The organism is Stenotrophomonas testudinis (assembly GCF_024499815.1).
In the GTDB taxonomy this organism is placed as follows: domain Bacteria; phylum Pseudomonadota; class Gammaproteobacteria; order Xanthomonadales; family Xanthomonadaceae; genus Stenotrophomonas.
Genome location: NZ_JAMOKY010000007.1, coordinates 41,676 through 64,133, shown reverse-complemented (window position 1 = coordinate 64,133; position 22,458 = coordinate 41,676). Strand labels below are relative to the sequence as shown.

13 protein-coding genes are annotated in these 22,458 nt (G+C 67.4%); 9 read left to right on the top strand and 4 right to left on the bottom strand.

Annotated elements, in window-relative coordinates:
- On the top strand, positions 1-858 hold the full coding sequence (locus NQ204_RS06610) for a rhamnogalacturonan acetylesterase (protein WP_256643396.1): 858 nt from the start codon (positions 1-3) through the stop codon (positions 856-858).
- A 119-nt stretch (positions 859-977) separates the two neighbouring features.
- Complete coding sequence (locus NQ204_RS06605) at positions 978-1,565, top strand: cysteine dioxygenase family protein (RefSeq protein WP_116863670.1); 588 nt, start codon at positions 978-980, stop codon at positions 1,563-1,565.
- A gap of 91 nt (positions 1,566-1,656) precedes the next feature.
- Here NQ204_RS06605 and NQ204_RS06600 read toward each other — a convergent pair whose 3' ends face one another.
- The 3 genes from NQ204_RS06600 to NQ204_RS06590 all read right to left on the bottom strand — a co-directional run bounded on the left by NQ204_RS06600 (position 1,657) and on the right by NQ204_RS06590 (position 11,739).
- Positions 1,657-5,475, bottom strand: coding sequence for a LamG domain-containing protein (locus NQ204_RS06600; protein ID WP_256643395.1), 3,819 nt, complete (start codon positions 5,473-5,475; stop codon positions 1,657-1,659).
- A gap of 75 nt (positions 5,476-5,550) precedes the next feature.
- Positions 5,551-8,733, bottom strand: coding sequence for a TonB-dependent receptor (locus NQ204_RS06595; RefSeq protein ID WP_256643394.1), 3,183 nt, complete (start codon positions 8,731-8,733; stop codon positions 5,551-5,553).
- A 225-nt stretch (positions 8,734-8,958) separates the two neighbouring features.
- Entirely contained in the window at positions 8,959-11,739 is a 2,781-nt protein-coding gene (locus NQ204_RS06590; RefSeq protein ID WP_256643393.1) for a TonB-dependent receptor, read from the bottom strand.
- A gap of 284 nt (positions 11,740-12,023) precedes the next feature.
- Between NQ204_RS06590 and NQ204_RS06585 the strand changes: the two genes are divergently transcribed.
- Positions 12,024-13,043, top strand: a complete 1,020-nt coding sequence (locus tag NQ204_RS06585) for a sugar kinase (RefSeq protein ID WP_116863666.1) — start codon at positions 12,024-12,026, stop codon at positions 13,041-13,043.
- A complete protein-coding gene (gene eda, locus NQ204_RS06580) occupies positions 13,030-13,668 on the top strand; it encodes a bifunctional 4-hydroxy-2-oxoglutarate aldolase/2-dehydro-3-deoxy-phosphogluconate aldolase (protein ID WP_108767183.1) in 639 nt (212 codons plus the stop codon). Before NQ204_RS06585 ends, eda begins: the two co-directional genes overlap by 14 nt.
- Positions 13,669-13,767: 99 nt before the next feature.
- Here the strand turns inward: eda and NQ204_RS06575 are convergent, their stop codons facing one another.
- Positions 13,768-15,654 (bottom strand): sigma-54-dependent Fis family transcriptional regulator, encoded by a 1,887-nt coding sequence (locus NQ204_RS06575; RefSeq protein WP_243402695.1) that lies wholly within the window; start codon positions 15,652-15,654, stop codon positions 13,768-13,770.
- Positions 15,655-15,891: 237 nt separating this feature from the next.
- Here NQ204_RS06575 and adh point away from each other — a divergent pair, with 237 nt between their 5' ends.
- From adh to NQ204_RS06550, 5 genes are all read left to right on the top strand, one after another.
- Positions 15,892-17,421, top strand: coding sequence for an aldehyde dehydrogenase (gene adh / locus NQ204_RS06570; protein WP_116863664.1), 1,530 nt, complete (start codon positions 15,892-15,894; stop codon positions 17,419-17,421).
- A gap of 75 nt (positions 17,422-17,496) precedes the next feature.
- A complete protein-coding gene (adhP, locus tag NQ204_RS06565) occupies positions 17,497-18,525 on the top strand; it encodes an alcohol dehydrogenase AdhP (RefSeq protein ID WP_116863663.1) in 1,029 nt (342 codons plus the stop codon).
- A gap of 81 nt (positions 18,526-18,606) precedes the next feature.
- Positions 18,607-18,984: a DUF779 domain-containing protein gene (locus tag NQ204_RS06560; protein ID WP_116863662.1), complete on the top strand. Its 378-nt coding sequence runs from the start codon at positions 18,607-18,609 to the stop codon at positions 18,982-18,984.
- Positions 18,985-19,045: 61 nt separating this feature from the next.
- Entirely contained in the window at positions 19,046-19,441 is a 396-nt protein-coding gene (locus tag NQ204_RS06555) for a hypothetical protein (RefSeq protein WP_116863661.1), read from the top strand.
- A gap of 117 nt (positions 19,442-19,558) precedes the next feature.
- Positions 19,559-22,360, top strand: a complete 2,802-nt coding sequence (locus NQ204_RS06550; protein WP_256643392.1) for a TonB-dependent receptor — start codon at positions 19,559-19,561, stop codon at positions 22,358-22,360.
- The last annotated feature ends 98 nt before the right edge of the window (positions 22,361-22,458 follow it).

Sequence of the window (22,458 nt, the reverse complement as noted above, 5' to 3'; positions counted from 1 at the left end):
ATGCGCCTGCTGCCTTTCCTGTTTGCCCTGGCCGTGGCCGGTGCGGCCCACGCCGCCGTCGACCCGTCGATCAGCGACCGCCCCGCGCCCACGCCGATCCGCGCCAGCAAGATCGTGCTGGTCGGCGATTCCACCACCGCCGTGCAGGGCGGCTGGGGCCCGGCCTTCTGCGCCGACCACGTGACCTCGTTCGCTGCCTGCCTGAACCTGGCGCGCGGTGGCCGCAGCACCTACAACTATCGCGCCGAGGGCTCATGGGCGCTGGTCGAGGCGGAGATGCGCACGCCGGGCTACGCCGCGACCTGGGTGCTGATCCAGTTCGGCCACAACGACCAGCCGGGCAAGCCGGGGCGCTCGACCGACCTGCAGCATGAGTTTCCCGACAACCTGCGCCGCTACGTGCAGCAGGTGCGCGCGGCCGGCGCCAAACCGGTGCTGCTGACCCCGCTGACCCGCCGCCAGTTCGTCGATGGCGTGCTGGTGGACGACCTCGCACCATGGGCCGACAGCGTGCGTGCGGTGGCGCGCGAACTGCAGGTGCCGCTGGTCGATCTGCATGGCCGCAGCCGCGCCCTGGTGCAGGCGCTGGGGCCGGTGGCGGCGATGCGGCTTGCGCAGGCACCCGCCACGCAGGCGCAGGTGGCCAGCGCCCTGGGCGGCACCACGGTCGGCGCCAGCCCGGCCCTGGCCGGCGCGCCGGCGACGGTGCAGAACGCCGCGCTGGAACCGATGGGGCAGGCCAAACAGGCCTTCGATTACACCCACCTGGGCGACGAGGGCGCGCGGGTGTTCGCCACCCTGGTGGCCACGGAACTGGCGCGCGAGGTACCGGAGCTGCGCATACTGCTGCTGCCATGATGCGGCCAACGCCACTAAAATGCAGCGATCTGCGCCTAACGTCTCCTCAATTCGCACCATCTGAAAAAGATGAAGCTCTGAAAACATTCTGTTAACCCGGCTCGCCTAGACTGGCCGACATGGGAGCGACGTTCACACCACTGCCGTTCATGGGCCGGGATCGCCTGCTGGCGGCCGTCGACGGCGCGGTCTGCCTGGCGGATCCGGCGCTGATCACCCACGCACTGCAGAAAGTGCTGCGCGAGGCCATCATCGATCCGCTCATCGAACTGCCGCCATGCGTGCGCCGCCCGGTGGACGGCCACTACGCACGCCGCGAACTGCACCGCAGCCCGACCCTGGGCTACAGCGTCATCGCCATGTGCTGGGGCCCGGGGCAGGGCACGCCGCTGCACGACCACGATGCAATGTGGTGCGTGGAAGGGGTCTGGCAGGGCGAGCTGATCGTCACCCCCCATGCGCTGCTGGAACGGCAGGGCGACCGCCACCGCTTCGCCGCGCAGAAAGCCCTGTACGGCTACCGCGGCAGCGCCGGCAGCCTGATCCCGCCGCACGAGTACCACACGCTGCGCAACGCCAGCGATACCGACGTGGCGGTGTCGGTGCATGTTTACCAGGGCGTGATGGAACGCAGCGCCGTGTTCGATCCGCTCGACGATGGCTGGTACCAGCGCCGGGTGAAGATGATGGAGACCGACGCGGCCTGACCGCGTCCCGCCGGGCATGGCCCGGCGCTACCCACCTCCGTCGCGCTGAATCACGGTAGCGCCGGGCCAGGCCCGGCGGCTCCGCCTCCCATCAACGCGGCACGTCGGCCACGTTGTTCAACCGGGTCACTTCCTCGCCACCATCGGCCAGCGCCACGCGCACGCGCAGGCCACTGCGGTCACCCGCCGGCAGGGGCAGCGACACCACCACCGTCTTCGGCTGCAGGTCCACCGGCGCGGCCATGGCCGGCACCTCGGTACGTGCGATCTCGCGACCCCGCGCATCCTCCAGCACCGCCACGCCCATTCCGCTGCCGGCATGACCCAGGCTGTGCACGGTCACATGCACCTGGCGGCCATCCACGCGCACATCGCCACGGCCGATGCCGAGATCCGCGCGGGTCTCCACCGGCGTGCCGGCGCTGATCCGCTCGAACTCGAACACCTCGGTGCGGCCCGGGCGGAACTGCATCGGTACCGAGGCGCTGGTTTCCAGCTGCACGGTGCGTTCGGCGGCGGTACCGTCGATGCGGCCATCACCATCGGCGTCCACGCCGCTACGCACGCGCCAGGTGCCGCTGGCCACGTTCCAGCCGGTCATGTCGGCGGCGATGGTGCGCGTGCCCAGGTTATGGCTGGTCACGGTGAAGCGTTCGCGCGAGGGCGCGTGCACCAGCAGGGCAACCTGCTCGGCGGCACCGTCGCGGTCGAAGCGCCAGCTGACCGTGTGGCCGGGCCAGCTCTGGTTGCGCTTCAGTGCGATGCCGCCCAGGCGCGCGCGTTGCAGGAACTCGCTGGGCGCTTCCACGCGGTCGGACCACCAGTGGCCCTCGGTGTTCATGTAGGCGCGCTGCACCTTGGCCTGCAGGCCGTCAGCGTGCAGCGCGTCGATGTATTTCGTATCGCCGCTGGCCTGCCAGGCCATCAGGCTGGCGAAGCCAGTCTTGCCGGCGTCGGCCTCGGCGGTGAGCTTCGGGTACCAGTCCTGCTGCCGGCCCAGGACTTCGACGTAGTTCTCGCCGAGGTTGGCCAGCGCGCCCGGCCCGCCACGGGCCACGCGGTAGTCCAGCGCCTGCAGGTACTTCGCATCGCCGGTCCAGCGCCACGCGGCCCAGAACGTGTGCATGGTGTCGCCGCCGCCGGAGCCATTGTTCAACTCGCCGCCGCGGGTGGCACCGGTGGCCCAGTTGATCTCGTTGGGCAGGGTGAAGCGGCCCTTCTCGTCAGTGCCCGCGTGGGCCAGGTAGCCATCGGCCAAACCGATCACCAGTTTGCGGCCGGTCGGATCGGCGTTGTACTGGCCGAGCAGGAACGCCGGGTGCAGCACCGGGAACGAATAGGGCTTCTGCCACTGCCAGTTCGGCTCGCGGTAGACCTTGTTGCCACCGAACCAGTTGCTGGAGAACAGCAGATTGCCCTGCGGATTACGAAGGATGATGCGCTCGTCGAACGCCTTCACCGTTTCCATCAGGCGCTCCACGGTCAACGGATCGCCCCAGTTGAGGTAGAGCATGGCGCTGTTGGTGTTGATGCCTTCCTCGTAGGAATGCAGTTCGTCGGTCTCGATCGTGCTCAGGCCATTGCTGAACATGCCATTGCGGTACACCGCATCGGACAGCGCGGTCAGCGAGGCGTTCAGGCGATCCGGCTGCACGCCCATCAGCGCCAGGCCCGGCCACTGCTGGGTCAGGTCGGAATCATCGGAAATGCCGCCGCCGAAATCGCCGTAGGCCACCTGCCGCTCGTCGATCCACCAGTCGACGAACTGGCGTACCTGGGCCAGGTCCTGCACCTGGTTGAACGCCCACGCCGGCAAGCCCTTGGGCACGGCCGGTGCGGTGTAGGGCGGGCGGCCCTGGCTGTTGTAGCTGATGTAGTTCCAGTACAGGCGGCCGAGCTCGTGGTCCGGGTCCACCCGCAGCAGGTCGCTGAGGTCGGCATACACGCGCGCATACAGGCGCTGGCGCTTGGAGGTGGTGTGTTCCTCGACCAGGAAGCCCCAGTTGTCGCGCACCTGGTTGAAGCGGTCGGCTACGTGTTCCTTCAGCGCTTCGGCGCGCGGCTTGAACACCAGGCGGATCTGCGCGCCGTCCACCGCGGCGGCATCGAAGCCCGGCGCGGCCGAGGCGATGCTCAGCCACAGGCTGTCGGGGGTGAGGATGCGGTCGCGCAGGTCCAGCCACAGCGTGCGCTTCTGCCCCGGCTGCACCGACACCGAGACATCGATCATGTCGCGTGCCGGCCAGATCGGATCCTTGACACGGATGTTCAGCGGGATCAGGCCGTCGTGGGTGGCCGGCAGGTCCAGCGCGGGAAGGTCGATGGCCACGCCGTCCAGGCCGTCGTGCATGTTCTCCCAGCTGTAGGCCCAGCTGCGGATCAACGGCTGGTTGGCCGGCGCGTCACCGACGCCCGAGGGGATCAGCACGTGCACGATCGGCCGCGGCTGCGTCGGCAGGCTGTCGGCACCACGGCGACGCGAACCCGCGCCTTTGGGCAGGGCCATCACCGTGCTGCGTTCGGCGGCCGGGAAGCGGCCATCGATGTAGTGCCGCAGCGCATCGAGGTTGGTGTAATCGGGCAGGGCCTGGCTGTCGATCACGTAGGTCTGCTTGACCGTGCCTTCCGGCTCGGCGCCCTCGCTCACGTTGTAGGCCCAGATTTCCTGGATGGGGGTTTCCTGTTCGACGTTGCTGAAACGCAGCACGCCGCCCTGCTGCGCGGGAATGTCCTGCACGCTGCGCACCACGCCGCGCGGGCGCGTGGCCAGCACCTCGGTGGCATGTTCGGCGTCGGGCCCATGCGCCAGGCTGCCGAATGCCGCACCGCGGATCTCCATGCGGTTCACCGTCTCGCCGGCCGGCAGGGTCAGGTCCAGGTGCTGGCCGCTTTCCACGTAGGTGTTCCAGTCCGGCAGCTGGAAGTAGTCGTTGCGGCCGGGCAGGCGCGAGCGGTTGTAGACGCCCGGCCAGGTGGTTTCAGCGATGCCGTCGGTGGCCTTCCACATCCACGCCTTGTGGTCGCGCGTATCGGCGAACTCGATCTTGCGGATGCGCGTGCCGGCCGACGCCAGTGCCGGCGGTGCCGCACCTTCCCAGCCGAAGCGATGGCGCCACGCGCGCTCGTCGCTGGCCGGCGCCACCGCGCTGGCCGGCGCCTTGCCGCCTGCCAGTGCCTGCACGGCGGGGGCGTCGAGCATGCGGTCGTACACGCGGATGTGCTGCAAATCGCTGCCACGCAGGAAGTTGTAGCGGCTCTGCACCTGGTAGGGCGCCATCACCCGCCCGGCCAGGCCGAGCTGGTCCAGCGCCGCGTCGTAGTCACCGGTCGCCTGCGCACGCGCCACTTCGCGGCCATCGACGAACAGGCGCACGCCCTGGTCCTCGTCCCAGGCAAAGGCAAGGTGCAGCCACTGCTCCGGCCGCGGCGGCGTGTCCATGCGGAACGACACACGGGTGCGTGCCAGGTTGGCATCGGTGACGAAGGCATCGAAGCCGTGGCCGTTCCAGTCGATGCGCAGCCAGGCCATGTCCCAGCTGCTGTGGTCGGCATAGCCGACGCGGAAGATCACGAACGGTGCTTCGCCCACCGCGTAGCGGGGGCGCCAGTCAAACGCCAGGGTGCCGCGCTGGGCCAGGATGTTGCCCGGTGCATCCCAGGCCAGCACGCCGTCGTCTTCCCACTGGATGGCCTTGCCGCGTGCCCCGTCAGCAACCACCGCCGCCTTGTCGCGGAAGTTCGGCACCGCTTCGCCCTGCGCCGTCACGGCGGTCAGCCCCTGGTTGGCGTCGACGTGGAACAGCAGCGTCGGCGACGGTGCGGCCAACGCGGGCAGCGCAGTGGCCAGCGACAGCGCGGCCACCAGCAGGCGACGGCGCGGGCGGGGCAGGACAGAAGCGGTACGGTGCATGGAACCTTCCTTTCAGCAGCATTCGACGGTGCAGCGGCATGGCGGCGGTGCGGTACGGCGGTGCAGGGCGTGCACTCAGAACTTGTAGCGCAGCCCCAGGTAGTACTGGCGCCCGGTGTGGGTGTAGCGGTCGGGCAGTGACAGCGCCGAATCGACGTAGCGTTCGTCGGCACTGTCCAGCAGGTTGATCGCCTCGAAGCTGACGGTCAGCTGCTTGTTGAACTTCCAGGACATGTTGAAATCCACGTTCTTGACGCTGTACTTGCCGGTGACGTCGGCGGTGGCGTACTGGTTGCCGTCCAGGTCCCAGACGTTTTCCTGGGTCAGGATCTGGTTGATGTAGGCATCGCGGTAGCTGGTGGAAACGCGCGCGCTGAAGCGGCCGTCGTCGTAGTACACGGTGGCGTTGTACGAGTTGGGCGACAGGTTCAGCAGGTCGTTCTCGGTGTAGGTGGTGACGATGGTGTCGCCACTGCCGGAGCTGAAGAGGTATTTGATCTTCGAATCGACGTGGGTGTAGTTCAGCTGCACGCCGAAGTTCTTCCAGAAGCCGGGCAGGAAGGTGAAGGGCTGCTGGTAGGTCAGCTCAAAGCCCTTCAACGGACCGCCCGGGGTGTTGAAGTAGCTCTGCACGTTGAACAGCGTGTTCGGGCTGAAGCCGGCCGGCAGCAGGTCCAGCGAGTAACCCATGTCACCCCAGGTGGTCAGCAGGCGGGTGCGCTGCACGTAGGTTTCGATGTCCTTGTAGAACACCGCCGCCGACAGCAGGGCGCCTTCCTGGAAGTACCACTCCGCGCTCAGGTCGTAGTTGGTGGAGCGGAACGGATCCAGCTTCGGGTTGCCCAGGTTGATCGAGTAGTAGCGGTCCTCGTCGAGGAAGCTGGTCGGGCCACCGCTGACGCTGGGCGACAGGTTGGACAGGGTTGGCCGGGCCATCGTCTTGGCCGCACCGAAGCGCAGCACCACGCTGTCGGTCAGGTCCCAGGCCAGGTTCAGCGAGGGCAGCCAGTCGTCGTAGCGATGGCCGACGGTGGTGGCCACCAGCAGGCGCTCGCCGGCATCGGCGGTGGCGCTGGCCACGCCCAGGAAGGGTTCGCAGGCTGCCGACAGGTCACTGCTGCTGGCCGCCTGGCACGGCGCGTAGCCACTGGCGTCGATCTCGGTGCGCACGTAACGCAGGCCGAGGTTGCCGCGGAACGGCCGGTCCCACAGCTCGGTGTTGAAGTCCAGCTGCAGGTAGCTGGCATAGCTCTTTTCGGTCACGTCGAAGTTGTTGTTCGATGCACCGAAATGGCCGACGCCGGCCAGGCGGTAGTCACCGCCGAGGGTGCCGGTGTTGCAGTTGCAGTAGATGTCCAGCAGCTCGGCGATGCGGTTGAAGTCGGGGATCAGCCAGCTGCCCGGCGTGCTGCCATCCAGGCCCTTGCCGAAGCCATCGAGCGTGGTGGACAGGTCACCTACGCCGACGCCGTCGGGCAGCGCCTGCGACATGCGGCCGTAGCTTATGTTGCGGTACTCCTGCGTGCGCATGCCGTAGTCCTTGTAGGCCAGGCCGCCGCGCAGGGTGAAGGTGGGCGACACGTTGAAGGTCAGGTCGACCTTGGCGGTGTCGAAGCTGTTGTCCACGTACTGCGGGTTCAAGCGCACTTCGCTGATGTTGCCGCCACGCGCGGTGCCGTTGGCATTCACCGGCGCGGTGCCGTAGCCCAGCCACTGCCACGAGGCCGCATCGCCCAGCGCGAAGGGGAAGGTCATCGATGGCATGCTGGCGCCGTTGCGCATGTCCAGCACGAAGCCATCCAGGTTGCTGTTGTCGAAGCTGACCATGGAGAACACCGGCCGCTCGAAGCTGGACGAGGAATGACCAACCAGCGCATCCAGGCGCAGCGCATCGTTGAAGCGGTGCTCGAAGTTCAGGCTGGCCTGCTTGAACTCGGTGCTCTCCTCGATGGCGGTCGATTCGGTGCGGAAGTCGACGTTGTCGAACACGCCGTAGACCAGCCGGTTCTGCGCATCCACCTGCGCCTCACGCACCACGATCTGGGTCTTGCCGCCGTACTGCGCGGTGCGGTGCAGGTTGGCGCCGATCGAATCCTCGCGCTGGTCCTTGTCCAGCTTGGAGTACATCAGGTCGAGGTTGAGCAGGCTGTCCGGGCTGAAGCGGAACTGCAGCGCGCCGGTGACACCGAGCCGCTCGATCTCGTGTTCGGTGCGGATGTAGCGTGGGTAACGCGGAATCCACGCATTGGTGGCCGTCTCGTAGGCGGCGATGTTCTCGGCGGTCGCCGCCCGGCGGTCGATGCCGGTGCCGCAGTGGGTGGCATCGATGCCGTAGCTGCCCCAGCCATTGCTGCGCGCCTGGTTGGCGGCACTGCCGACGCCCTGCGCGGTTTCATTCGCGGCCGGGTTGCGCGGCGTCTGCGGGTCGTAGCCGGCCGGGCTGCAGAAGCCGTAGGTGCCGTTGTTGGCGGCGGTGGCCTGGTTGGAATTGCGGTAGTTGCCGTGCTCCCAGCGCACCGGGTTGTAGCCTTCCTCGAAGATCGTGCGCTTGCTCCACGCCACCGACATCAGCGCACCGAAGCGGCCATCGGCCCAGGTGTTGCTCAGCAGCGCAGACACGCGCGGGTCTTTCGAGCGCGACAGTTCGTTGTAGCCGTACTGGCCGTTGAGCGAGGCCTGGAAGCCTTCGAAATCGAACGGCCGCGATGCGCGCAGGTCGACGGTGGCGCCCAGCGAGCCTTCATCCATCTGCGCCGACTGGGTCTTGTTGACCTTGACCCGGCTGAACAGCTCGGAGGCGAAGGTGTTGAAGTCGAAGCCGCGGCTGCGGTTGACGCCGGTGGTGCCGCTGCCTGCGGTGGACAGCGCTTCCAGGCCGTTGATGCGTACGCGGGTGAAATCCGAACCCAGGCCGCGTACGGAAATCTGCTGGCCTTCGCCGCCTTCGCGGTCGATGGAGACACCGGCGATGCGCTGCATCGATTCGGCCAGGTTCAGATCGGGAAACTTGCCGATGTCCTCGGCGTAGATCGCATCGACCTGCTCGACGCTGTAGCGCTTTTCGTCCAGCGACTGCTGCAGGCTTTCGCGGTAGGTGGCCTTGACTTCCACCTTGTCCAGGTCGACCGCATCGGGTGCGGCCGCAGCCGCTTCCGGGGTCTGTTGTGCATGCGCGGCGTGGCTCAGCACCAGTCCGATCGACAGGGCAAGCACGGTGAGCGGCGCGCGGCCGCGGTGAAGCGCGAGCGACGAATCCATCTGAAATCCCCTCCCAGGGTGTCCTCAAGCGTTGCTAAGGCGTTCTAACGTGCGTACCGGCCTCCTCCGGTACGACACAGGTGCAACGACTTGCTGACACCGCGGGTCATGCGTGAACGTAACAAAGCACATGGCGCGCGGCATCTTGCGCCGCAGCAGCCGCAGCGGCGTTTCTTCGTTGCACTCCAAGTGCGGCGGCGTGACTGCACGCCGCCGCGTCAGCGGTCAGAACTTGTAGCGCACGCCCAGCAGGAACTGGCGGCCGGTTTCGGTGTACTGCAGCGGCAGCTCGCCGGTGGTGGGCGAGTAGACCCACTCATCGGACGCCTCGTTGGTCAGGTTGATGCCTTCCAGGCTCAGCTCCAGCTGTTCGCTGATGCGGTAGCGGATGGAGGCATCGAGCACGGTGGTGCCGGTCATGCCGTGGTAGCCGTCCAGGTTGAAGCCGGTTTCCTGGCCGGGCGCCTGGGTGAGGTAGTCACTGCGGTTGGTGGCCGAGACACGTCCCGACCAGGCATCGCCTTCGTAGAACAGCGTGGCGTTCCACGCATTCTTCGAGGTGCCTGTCAGCTGGTTCTTCATCACCGCCACGCCGGTGCCGTTGACGTACTGGATGCTGGTATCGACCCAGGTGTAGTTCAGCTGCACGCCCAGGTTCGACCACTCGCCGGGCAGGAAGGTGAAGGGCTGGGTGTAGTTGGCTTCCACGCCATACAGCTCGCCGCCGGGTGTGTTGAGCGGGATGCTGAAGGTGAAGTCGTCGTTGACCGATGCGCCGGTGCCGTCGAGCAGGCTGGCCGGCAGGCCGCTGCTGGAATACGGCCGCACTTCGCGGGTGGTCTGCACGAACGAATCGATGTCCTTGTAGAACAGGCCGATGCCGGCCATTGCACCTTCGGCGAAGTACCACTCGAAGCTCATGTCGACGTTGGTGGCGCGGAACGGATCGAGGTTGGGGTTGCCGCCGGCTACGGTGCGCGCGCCGCCGGCTACGGCCACGGTCACGCCCGGGGTCAGGTTGCTCAGGCCCGGGCGGCTCATCACCTTGGCCGCGCCAAGGCGGATCAGGAAGTCCGGGGTGATCTCCGCCACCAGGTTGAACGAGGGCAGGGTGTCGTTGTACTTGCGGTTGGTGGTGGCATCCAGCAGCACGCCGCCGACCGTGGCTGCGCCGCTGGAGGTCTGCTCGGTCTGCACGTAGCGCACGCCGAAGTTGCCCGACAGCGGGATGGAGCCGAGGTCGGTGGAGAACTCACCCATCAGCCAGACGCCGCGGTCCTTCTCTTCGACGCTGCGGCTGTTGTTCGCACGCGGGGCAAGGGCGAAGGTACCGGTGTTGCTGTAGATGTCCAGCAGATCGGCGATCGCATCCAGGTTCGGCACCACCCAGTTCGAGGGCGAGCCGTTGATGCCCTTCAGGCCGGCCTGGCTGGTGAGTTCGGCGGGCACGATGCGCGTGCCGTCGGCGAGCAGCGGTACTGCGCCTTCACTGCTGCGGCGCAGTTCCAGTGTGCTGAAGGTGTAATCCTTGGCCAGCACGCCGCCCTTCAGGCGGAAGCCAGGGCTGAGATTCCAGTTGAAGTTGACCTCGGCGGTATCGAAATCGTTGTCCACGTACTGCGGGCGCAGGCGGATCTCGGCCAGTTCCCAGCCATTGGGGTTGGTGGGGTCGATACCGTAGTTGATGATCGGCGCCCGGCTGTTGCCACGGTAGTCGTAGCTGTAGCCGTCGACATCGTACTTGTCCATGATGATGGTGGTCTGCACCGGGTTCTCGTGTGCGGAGCGCGAGATGCCGACCTTGCCGGTCATCTGGAAATCATCGGTGAAGCGATGATCGAAGTTCAGGCTGACCTGCTTGAACTCGGTGTTCCATTCGTCGTGGCGGTTCTCGGTACGCAGGTCGACGTTGTCGAACTCGCCGTAGAGCAGCGCGTTGTTGCGGATCTCACCATTGCGAACGATGGTTTCCGGCTTGCCGTCGCGGTCCGGTCGGCGGTTGGCGCCGGTGGCGGAGTCGCGGTTGCGGCTGAATGAGATCGCTTCGATGTAGTGCTCGTCGCGCGTGGCGTCGATCTTCGAGTACAGCGTGTCCAGCGAGATCTCGGTGCGGTCCGACGGCTTCCACTGCAGCGAGCCGGTGATGCCCAGGCGCTTCTGCTGGTGTTCCATCTGCACGTAGCGCGGGAAACGCGGGTGATAGACATCGGCGCTGCGCGCCGCCGTGAACGGCGAGGTCGCACTGAAGCCGCCGTTGCTGGTGCCGTTGGCCCAGCGGCCGGTGTTGGAACCTTCCTCCAGCGCCTGGCGCTCGGAGTAGGCCACCGACAGCAGCGCGCCGAAGGTGCCGTCGGCAAAGGTGTTGGAGATCAGCGCGGCCAGGCGCGGGTCGGCCTTCTCGGCCATCTGGTTGTAGCTGGCCTGGCCACTGGCGACGAAAGTGAAGCCATCGTAGTCGAACGGGCGTGCCGTGCGCAGGTCGACCGTTGCACCCAGCGAACCTTCCTCGACGTCGGCCGACGCGGTCTTGCGCACCACCATCTGCGAGAACAGGTCCGAGGCGAAGACGTTGAAGTCGAAGCCACGACCGCGGTTGGTGCCGCCGCTCTGGTCGCCGGCGCCGACCGTGGTCAGCGCTTCCATGCCGTTGATGCGCACGCGGGTGAAGTCCGGGCCCAGGCCGCGCACCGAGATGTTGCGGCCTTCACCGGCTTCGCGGGTGATGACCACGCCCGGTATGCGCTGCAGCGACTCGGCCAGGTTCAGGTCGGGGAACTTGCCGACATCCTCGGCCACGATGGCATCGACCACGCCGGCCTCGCCGCGCTTGATGTCCAGCGCTTTCTCGACGCTGGCGCGGTAGCCGGTGACGTTCACCGTATCGAGATTGGTGGCGCTGGGCGCCTCGCTCTGCTGCTGGGCAGCGGCGCCTGCCGACAGGGCCAGGCTGACCGCCATGGCGAGCAAGGTAACCGGTGTCTTTTTTGCTTGGTTCCGAGAATGCATGCCTTTCCCCTCTCCCAAAGGTCTGGTCTCGCGAGTTTTCAGCGGAATGACACCGCTGGTCAGAGCCGACGGTAGCAGCACGTTCCCTCGGCGGCATCTTGCACCGCAACAGACCTGCGATGTCTCCAAGACGCTTGCGGGACAATGGTTCTGACAGTTTGGTAGGCTGTGCCCACGGCCGCTCGGTTTCTTGATGACACCGATGGTCAACCGCCACGCGGGTGCGTGGCGCGATTCCACGCCGCCCAGCAGTCGCTGCGGGCGGCCAGCGAAAGGGAGCGGAAATGGGTCGTGTCGTATGTTTCGGGGAATTGCTGCTGCGCCTGGGCGCACCGGGTAACGAACTGCTGATGCAGTCGCCGCAGCTGCAGGTGCACGTGGGCGGTGCGGAAGCGAACGTGGGTGTCTCGCTGTCCCGCTTTGGACATGAGGTCGCCATGGTCAGCACCGTGGCCGGCAACGCACTGGGCGCCCACGTGCTGGGTGAACTGCGCCGGCACGGGGTCGATACGCGCAGCGTGCGGCAGGACCGGGACGGGCGCATGGGCCTGTACTTCCTGACCACCGGCGCGGTGCAGCGTGCCAGCGAAGTGGTCTATGACCGCGCCGACTCCGCTTTCGCGCGCAGCACCGCGGCCGACTACGACTGGCCGGTGCTGCTGCAGGGCGCGCAGTGGCTGCACCTGTCCGGGGTCAGCCCGGCGCTGGGCCCGGACGTGGCGCAGGCCACCCTGGCGGCGGCGCGCGCGGCGCGTGCGCTGGGCGTGCGCGTCTCCTTCGATGGCAACTTCCGGCCCAAGCTGTGGCAGCGCTGGGGCGGCGATGCGCAGGCGATCCTGCACGAGCTGTTCGCCCAGGCCGACATCGTCTTCGCCGACTACCGCGATATCGAAGTCATCCTCGGCCAGCGCTTCGAGCAGGCCGACGTGGTGGCGAAGGTCGAAGCCGCGGCCGCTGCGGCGTTTGCCGCCTTCCCGCAGCTGCAGTGGATGGCGTGCACCCAGCGCCAGGCCCTCAGCGTGGACCACCATGCGCTGGGCGCGCTGCTGCTGGGCCGCGATGGCACCCGCGCCCAGGCACCGGTGCGCCAGCTGCAGGGCATCGTCGACCGCATCGGCGGTGGCGATGCATTCGCCGCGGGCATCCTGCATGGCATCCTGTCCGGCTTCGATGCCGACGCCACCGTGCGTTTCGGCCTGGCTGCCGGTGGACTGAAGCACTCGATCCCCGGCGATTTCAACCCCGTCAGCGAAGCTGACGTACTGGCCCTGGTGGGCGAGGAGCGATTCGATGTCCGGCGCTGATCCGCGCGTACGTGCGGTACTGAAACTTGCACCGGTGATTCCGGTGTTCACTCCCGATGACGTGGACGATGCGGTGCAGGTCGCGCAGGCGCTGTTCCGTGGCGGCCTGCCGGTGATCGAAGTGACCCTGCGCACGCCACGTGCACTGGACGCGATCAAGGCGATGGTCGAGGCCGTTCCGGATGCGGTGGTGGGTGCCGGCACGGTGCTGACGCCGGCGCAGATGGACGCGGCCAAGGCCGCCGGCGCGCGCTTCGCGGTGTCGCCCGGTGCGACGCCGACGCTGTATGCGGCCGCCCGCGATGCCGACCTGCCTTACCTGCCTGGCGTGGCCACCGGTTCGGAACTGATCCTCGGCCTCGAGGCCGGCCTGGACACGTTCAAGTTCTTCCCGGCGGTGCAGTCCGGCGGTGCGCCGCTCCTGTCGGCATGGCACGGCCCGTTCGCCGATGTGCGCTTCTGCCCGACCGGTGGCATCAGCGCGCAGACCGCGCCGCAGTTCCTGCACCTGCCCAACGTGCTGTGCGTGGGCGGTTCGTGGCTGACCACCGCGGCCCTGATGCAGTCACGCGACTGGGACAGCATCGAGCGCCTGGCCCGCGAAGCAGCGGTGCTGGCCGGCTGAGCTACTGCACGTAGAGTCGAGCTTGCTCGACTGCTTCAGCTTATGCGCTGCGCGAACAGCAGTCGAGCAAGCTCGACTCTACCAGTCCACCGCGCGGGTTCAGCGCGTGGCGGGCTGGCCCAGGCGCCGGTACAGCGTGCTGCGGCTGATACCCAGCTGCCTGGCTGCGGCGGTGACATTGCCGTCGGCGTCCTGCAGAGCCTGCCGCATCGCGTCCTCGGCGATGTCACGCAGCCCGCCCGATGCAGTGCTGACGTCAGCCGCCTGTACCCTCGGCACCTTCAGCAGTTCGGCAGGCAAGTGCGCAGGCGTGATCTGCTCACCCGGGTCGCTCAACGCCACCAGCGTTCGCAGGCAGGCCTGCAGCTGCCGCAGGTTGCCGGGCCAGCGCTGTTTCTGCAGCACCTGCAGCACCTCCGCCTGCAGCACGCGGCCCTGTGCCATCGGCGCCCACAGCGCCTGCAGCAGCGCACCGCGTTCGTCCAGCTCGCGCAGCGCCGGCAGATGCACCACATGGTCGGCGATGCGGTAGTACAGATCGGCCCGGAAGCGCCCCTCGGCCACGGCCTGCTGCAGGTCGCAGTGGCTGGCACAGACCAGGGCAAAGTCCAGTTTCACCGGGCGGCCACCGCCCAGCGGTGACAGCTCGCGTTCCTGCAGCACGCGCAGCAGGCGCGGTTGCAGGGCCAGCGGCATGTCGCCGATCTCATCCAGGAACAGCACGCCGCCCTGCGCCTGCCGCAGCAGGCCGGTACTGCCCTGCCGGCGCGCGCCGGTGAACGCGCCTTCCTCGTAGCCGAACAGCTCGGCTTCGATCAGGCCCTCAGGCAAGGCCGCGCAGTTCACCGCCACCAGCGGTTGGCCGGCACGCGCGCAACGGCGATGCAGCTCGCGCGCGAACACCTCCTTGCCGGTGCCGGTTTCGCCCTGCACCAGTACCGGCAGCCCCGCATCCAGCACCCGCACCGCCTGGCGCAACTGCTGCTGCACCAGCGCCGCCAGCACCGTGCCGGGTGCCGCCAGCAGCGCGGGCGCGGCGGCGGCAGGGGCCACGCGGGGCGTGCGCGCAATCACTGCGCCAGCGGCACGCGTATGGCGCCTGCCGTCACTGTGGCCGTACAGCGCACGCCCCTGCCGGTCCAGCAGCAGGCCGTCGTCATGCAGGCGCGACAGCGGCTGGTCGAACAGGGCCTCGTAGGACGCGTGGCCGATGTCGTGGCGGTCCAGCCCGAACAACCCCAGGCCGACCCGGTTGGCGGCCACCAGGCGGCCATTGCGGAAGCCCAGCAGGGCCTCGCGCGGGCTGCCCAGCAACAGCGGCTGCGCATGCAGGTGCAGCAGTTCGCAGTCGTCCAGCCCATCAGCGAAATAGCGATGCTCGATCTGGTCCACCGCGTGGCGGCCCAGCGCCAGCGCATGCAGGTGGGCGTGGCGTGCATCGCCGGAGATGTCGAGCACGCCGACGCGCTGCCCGAACGGATCGAAGATCGGCGTGGCCGAGCAGGTCAGGATGCCGTGCGGGGCGAAGAAGTGTTCCCCGCCGCGCACCTGCAGGGCACGGCCTTCGACGATGGCCGTGCCGATGGCATTGGTGCCGACCGTGCCTTCGTCCCAGCGCACTCCCGGCATCAGCGCGACCTGTCCGGCGCGGTCGAGGAAGCTGTTGCTGCCCTCGGCGTCCAGCACCCAGCCTTCCTCGTCGGTGAGCAGCACGATGCCATCGCTGCTGGCCAGCGAGCTTGCCAGCCCTTCCAGCTCGGGACGGGCCAGCCGCCACAGGCGCTCGCGGCGCTGGCGCAGTTCACGCAGCGACAGCTCGGGCACCGGTGCCACGTCGGGCCGCGCGTCCACCGACAGGCCCTGCCGCTGGCAGCGCCGCCACGACTGCAGGATGGCGTCGGGCACCGCCCCGGCCGGCGAGGCGCCGCGCTCGAAGAAGGCACGGCGCGCGCCACCCACGCGCTCGGGAAGAATCGGCTGGGACACCCTGACGCTCCTGTGTCGCATTCTGCGACAGTTGTTGCGGGCACTGTCCCGATTAAAAGCACATCGCGGCTTCAGTTGCGATGACGACCGCTGGTGCACCGCCGCATTCCGCGCGGGGGTCGGTTGCAACGGCGCCGCCGCGCCCCGTGACGCGCCGCAGCACCAGCGCGGTTGGCACGCTCATTGCGGTACTTGGGCAGGCCCCGGGTTGTCCGGGCCATCCAAGGAGTGCCCACGATGAATGCCGTTGCCTCGCCCTCGACCGACCCGGCCGACCCCAGCGCCCTGTTCAAGCCCCGCTACGACAACTACATCGGCGGCCAGTGGGTGGCCCCGCGCAGCGGCCAGTACTTCGACAACACCACGCCCATCACCGGCAAGGTGCTCACCTCGGTGGCGCGCTCCAATGCCGAGGACATCGAGGCCGCGCTCGACGCCGCGCATGCCGCCAAGGATGACTGGGGCAAGCGCTCCACCACCGAGCGCGCCAACATCCTCAACCGCATCGCCGACCGCATCGAACAGAACCTTGAACTGATCGCTCGCGCCGAAACCTGGGACAACGGCAAGCCGATCCGCGAGACGCTCAACGCCGACATCCCGCTGATGGTTGACCACTTCCGCTACTTCGCCGGCGCCGTGCGCGCGCAGGAAGGCAGCCTGTCGGAGATCGACAAGGACACCGTGGCCTACCACTTCCACGAACCGCTGGGCGTGGTCGGGCAGATCATCCCGTGGAACTTCCCGCTGCTGATGGCCGCGTGGAAGCTGGCCCCGGCACTGGCCGCCGGCAACTGCGTGGTGCTCAAGCCGGCCGAACAGACCCCGGCCTCGATCCTGGTGCTGATGGAAATCATCGGCGATCTGCTGCCGCCGGGCGTGCTCAACATCGTCAACGGCTTCGGCCTGGAAGCGGGCAAGCCGCTGGCCAGCAACCCCCGCATCGCGAAGATCGCCTTCACCGGTGAGACCACCACCGGCCGCCTGATCATGCAGTACGCCAGCCAGAACCTGATTCCGGTGACGCTGGAACTGGGCGGCAAGTCGCCCAACATCTTCTTCGCCGACGTGATGGCCGAGGACGATGATTTCCTCGACAAGGCAGTGGAAGGCTTCGTGCTGTTCGCGCTGAACCAGGGCGAGGTGTGTACCTGCCCGTCGCGTGCACTGGTGCAGGAATCGATCTACGACCGCTTCATGGAACGCGTGCTCAAGCGGGTGGCTGCGATCAAGCAGGGCGATCCGCTGGACCCGGACACCATGATCGGTGCGCAGGCATCGTCCGAGCAGCTGGAGAAGATTCTTTCCTACATCGACATCGGCAGGCAGGAAGGCGCCGAAGTGCTGATCGGCGGCGAGCAGAACACGCTCGGCGGCGAACTGGCCGGCGGCTATTACGTGAAGCCCACCGTGTTCAAGGGCCACAACCGCATGCGCATCTTCCAGGAGGAGATCTTCGGGCCGGTGGTGGCGGTGACCACGTTCAAGACCGAGGAAGAAGCGCTGCAGATCGCCAACGACACGCTGTACGGCCTCGGTGCCGGCGTGTGGAGCCGCGATGCCTCGCGCCTGTACCGCATGGGCCGCGCCATCCAGGCCGGGCGCGTGTGGACCAACTGCTACCACGCCTACCCCGCGCACGCGGCGTTCGGCGGCTACAAGCAGTCGGGCATCGGCCGCGAGAACCACAAGATGATGCTCGACCACTACCAGCAGACCAAGAACCTGCTGGTCAGCTACTCGCCGAAGAAGCTGGGCTTCTTCTGATGGATTGATCGGGATCAAGGCGCGGGCATGGGGCCGGCGCCATCCTGTCTGCAAGCGCACTACGGAGAAACCCGCATGAATAGAACCATGAAGGCTGCCGTCGTCCGTGAGTTCGGCAAGCCGCTGGTCATCGAGGAAGTCGTGGTACCGCGCCCGGGGGCGGGCGAGGTACTGGTCAGAATCGAGGCCTGTGGCGTCTGCCACACCGACCTGCACGCCGCCGAGGGCGACTGGCCGGTGAAACCGAACCCGCCATTCATCCCCGGCCACGAGGGCGTGGGGCACGTCGTGGCCGTGGGAGGCGGGGTAGGGCACGTCAAGGAAGGCGACAGGGTCGGCATCCCCTGGTTGTACTCGGCGTGTGGCCATTGCGAACACTGCCTGGGTGGCTGGGAAACGCTGTGCGAAACGCAGCGCAACACCGGCTACTCGGTCAACGGCGGCTTCGCCGAGTACGCACTGGCCGATGCCAACTATGTCGGCCTGCTTCCGAAGGAAGTGGGCTTCGTGGAGATCGCACCGGTGCTGTGCGCCGGCGTGACCGTCTACAAGGGCTTGAAGGTCACCGATACCAAGCCTGGTGACTGGGTGGCGATTTCCGGTATCGGCGGCCTCGGCCACATGGCGGTGCAGTACGCACGCGCCATGGGCCTGAACGTGGCCGCCATCGATGTCGACGACGGCAAGCTGGCCCTGGCCCGACGGCTGGGCGCGCAGGTCACCGTCAACGCACGCACCACCGACCCGGCCGCCTTCCTGAAGAAGGAGATCGGCGGCGCGCACGGCGCACTGGTCACCGCGGTCTCGCCCAAGGCGTTCGAACAGGCCCTGGGCATGGTCCGACGTGGCGGCACGGTCTCGTTGAACGGCCTGCCACCCGGCAATTTCCCGCTGGACATCTTCGGCATGGTGCTCAACGGCGTGACCGTGCGCGGCTCGATCGTCGGCACCCGCCTGGACCTGCAGGAATCGCTGCAGTTCGCCGCCGAAGGCAAGGTCGCGGCGACGGTCAGCACCGACCGCCTGGAAAACATCAACGAGGTGTTCGCGCGCATGCACGCCGGTACCATCGAGGGTCGCGTGGTGCTGGACTTCGCGGCCTGATCATCCCGCGCATGGCTGCCGCGCCCGTCCCCCTCTCCCACGGGCGCGGCGGCCGTGCAACGGTACCCTGACGAGGCTCCAGTGAACGAACTTCCGCACCAGGTGATCGCCACCCTCGCGGCGCTGCAGCTGATCGACACGCTGCGCGCGCGCCATGGTCCGTTGCTGTTCCACCAGTCCGGCGGCTGCTGCGATGGCTCCTCGCCGATGTGCTTTGCACAGGGTGACTTCATCGTCGGCGACCGCGACGTCTGCCTGGGCGAGATCGGCGGCGCGCCGTTCCATATCAGCCCCTCGCAGTTCGAATACTGGAAACACACCCAGCTGATCATCGACGTGGTGCCCGGGCGCGGCGGCATGTTCTCGCTGGAGAACGGCGAGGGCGTGCGCTTCCTGGTCCGCTCGCGGCTGTTCAGCGACGAGGAGTTCGCCGCGCTGCAGGCCGCGGGCAAGGCCTGAGGCCCTGTAGCGCCGAGCCCATAGCTCGGCTGCAACGTCGCACACGCCGTACAATGACGGCATGCCCGAGATGCTCAAGACCGTTTTCCTGTCCGTCGTCGCCCTGGTCGGTGCGCTGCTCGCGCTGGCTCTGGTCAGCAGTGCCGGCGGCTGGCTGCCGTCGCTGTTCGGCCTGCACCCCGGCAGCGAAGCGCAACTGGGCTGGGACCTGGCCTTCACCGTGCTCGGCGGCATTGCCGGCATCGCCTTCGCCACCTACTACGCACCGTGCTGGCCGCGTGCGCATGGCACCTCGATCTGGACCCTGCTGGTACTCGGCAGCGGCTACGGCCTGTGGGTGATGGGCGGCGATTTCCCGCGCTGGTTCGCCATCGCCCTGCTGGTGTCGCTGCCGGTGCAGCTGCTCGGTGGCTGGCGGTTCGGGCGTCGTCCGTCCCGCAGCGCAACACAGGCTTAACAATTCCCCTCTAGGCTCGGTGCCCGCCGAACGTCGGCAACGCGGCGCAGGGGCCTGCACCCACGGAACACGGGCAGGCGCGGCGTAAGTCACCACAGGGAACCGGGAAATCATCCGATGCGTTACCAGAACCGGGAGGCCGCCGCTGCGGCCCCCCATGCGAAGCTTTTGTCCCGTGCCGTGCATGCGGTGCTGATCGGCGGCCTCGCCGTACTGCCCATCGATGCAATGGCTGAAGAAGCCGCCGATGGCGATACCCGCGAACAGCTGCAGCAGCTGGACACCGTCACCGTCTCCGGCAGCTATGCCAAGAGCCTGGAACGCGCGGTCGACCTCAAGCGCGCCAACATCGGTTTCTCCGATTCGATCGTCGCCACCGACGTGGCCGATTTCCCCGAACAGAACCTGGCCGAAGCGCTGCAGCGCATGCCGGGCGTGACCATCGAGCGCACCAAGGGACTGGGCAGCAAGGTCAGCGTGCGCGGCCTGCCCAGCGAGTTCACCCTGGTCTCGATCAACAACCTGGCCACCGCCTCGGGTAGTGGCGGGCGCGACGTGCAGTTCGACATCTTCGCCGCCGACGTGGTGCAGACGGTCACCGTGCAGAAGTCGCCGACCGCCGCCGACGAGGAAGGTGGCATCGCCGGTTCGGTCTACATCGAAACGGCCAAGCCGTTCGACTTCCCCGAGGCCAAGTTCAGTGCTTCGGCCGAAGCCTCGCACAACTCGATCAACGGCAAGATCGACCCGAAGATCTCCTTCCTCGCCAGTGACACCTTCGGCGACTGGGGCGGCCTGGTGTCGTTCTCCAAGGCCAAGCGTACCAACCGCACCGACTCCAACTCGGGCATCAACTTCCGTCCCATGGGCCGCTTCCTGGAAGCGTCGGGCACGCGCGGTTCGCAGGCCGCCGCCGTGCTGGCGCGCGATGCTGGCATCGTCGTGCAGAACCGCACGGACAAGGACGAGACCAGCCGCATCATCTTCCAGGACAAGGTCGGCGACCGCGTCTACCTCAACGAGCAGGACCAGTGGGGCGCCACCGCGTCGCTGCAGTTCAAGCCCAGCGACACGTTCTCGCTCAGCTTCGATGCGATGCTCGGCGGCTATGACACGCACGAGGACGAGTACGATGCCGCGGCGTACTCGGCGTCCAGTCGCAGCACGCTGGACACCATCCACGACTACGACCGTGACACGCTGTCGGCCTACGGCATCACCGTGCTGAAGGACGTGTCCTACACCGCCACCCAGCACGAGATCCTCAGCAAGGAACGCAACGGCAACACCGACTACCGTCAGTTCAGCAGCAAGCTGGACTGGAAGGTGGGGGGCTGGGACATCGACGCGCTGGTCGGCTACTCCGGCGCGCGCAAGGACTCGGACTACGCCAACCTCAAGCACGTGGCCTACGCGCCGTCGCGCACACGCTGGACCAGCAACGGCGGCGCGACCGTGCCGAGCACCACCGGCGGTTTCGACATGTACAACGCCGCGGACAAGTACCTGTTCGAAGCGTACGAAACCGAGCTGGAGAAGGTGAAGGATGACAAGTACGCCGCGCAGCTCGACCTGCGCCGGCAGATGAACCTGGCCTTCTTCCCGGCACTGAGCGGCGTGCAGTTCGGCGCGCGCTACACCGACAAGACCAAGGAACGCGAGTTCGGCAGCGGCAAGATCCAGGGCCCGACCGCCGGCAGCGCCGCGTGGGTCAACACGCGCACGCTGGCCGACAGCAACCCGGTGTGGATCAGCCAGCTGGCACCGGGTGGTGCGTATCGCCCGAGCGACCTCGACTGGCAGCAGGTGTCCAACGCCTATGCGCGCACCACGTTCCGCTACCCGGGCTATGAAACCCCGATCGATCCGGGCCAGTACTACGAGGTGAAGGAGAAGACCCTGGCGCTGTATGCCATGGCCGACTTCTACTTCGACATCGGCACCGTGCCGGTCTACGCCAACCTGGGCGTGCGCTCGATCGACACCGAGGTCGACTCGGCCGGCTTCCACCCGGTGCAGAACGCCGATGGCAGCAGCGGCTACACGCCGACGCCGATTTCCAGCAGCGGCGACTACAGCAAGATCCTGCCCAGCTTCAACATGACCGCCGAGATCGCTGACGGCCTGGTGCTGCGCGGTGCCGCCTCGGAAACGCTGATGCGTCCGTCGCTGACCGACATCGCCTACCGCCGCACCGTCAGCTGGAGCAGCTTCCGCTTCATGGACGGCAACCCGGCGCTGAAGCCGACCACCGCCAAGCAGTGGGAAGTGGGCCTGGAGAAGTATCTGCAGAACGGTGGCCTGCTGGCCGCGTCGTACTTCTCCAAGAAGATCGACGGCGTGGTGCGGCAGTCGCTGACCGGCATCGTGCCGGACGTCGAGAAGCTCAACGCCAACGGGTCGCTGGACGGCTACTACGACTTCGAGGTCTACCAGCCGGTCAACGCCGACGGTTCCTACAGGGTCACCGGCGTCGAGCTGGTCGCGCAGCTGCCGCTGTCGATGCTGCACCCGGCACTGGAAGGCTGGGGCATCAACGCCAATTACACCCAGCTGGACAACTCGCTGACCGGCGCGTCGGACCTGGACATCCCGACCCCACCGGAAGGCCTGGCCGAGAAGGCGTACAACTTCACCCTGTATTACGAGAACGACCGCTTCAGCGCGCGCGCCTCGTACAACTACAAGGACAAGTACGTCGAGTACATCCACCTGAACATGTATCCGGTCTACCGCGATGCCTATGGCCAGCTGGATGCCTCGATCGGCTTCCGCCTCAATGACACCTGGAAGCTGAACCTGGAAGCGATCAACCTGCTGGACGAGAAGACCAGTGGTTACACGATCGACAAGGCGTTCCCGACCCAGTACGAGTTCTCCGGCCGCCGCGTCACCTTCGGCATCCGCGCGGACTTCTGAGCGGCGCAGGAGGCGGCGTCTTCGCGCGTCGCCTTCCCTGTAGAGCCGAGCCCATGCTCGGCTGCTCCTGATCGTGGACGCGGAAGCCGAGCGTGGGC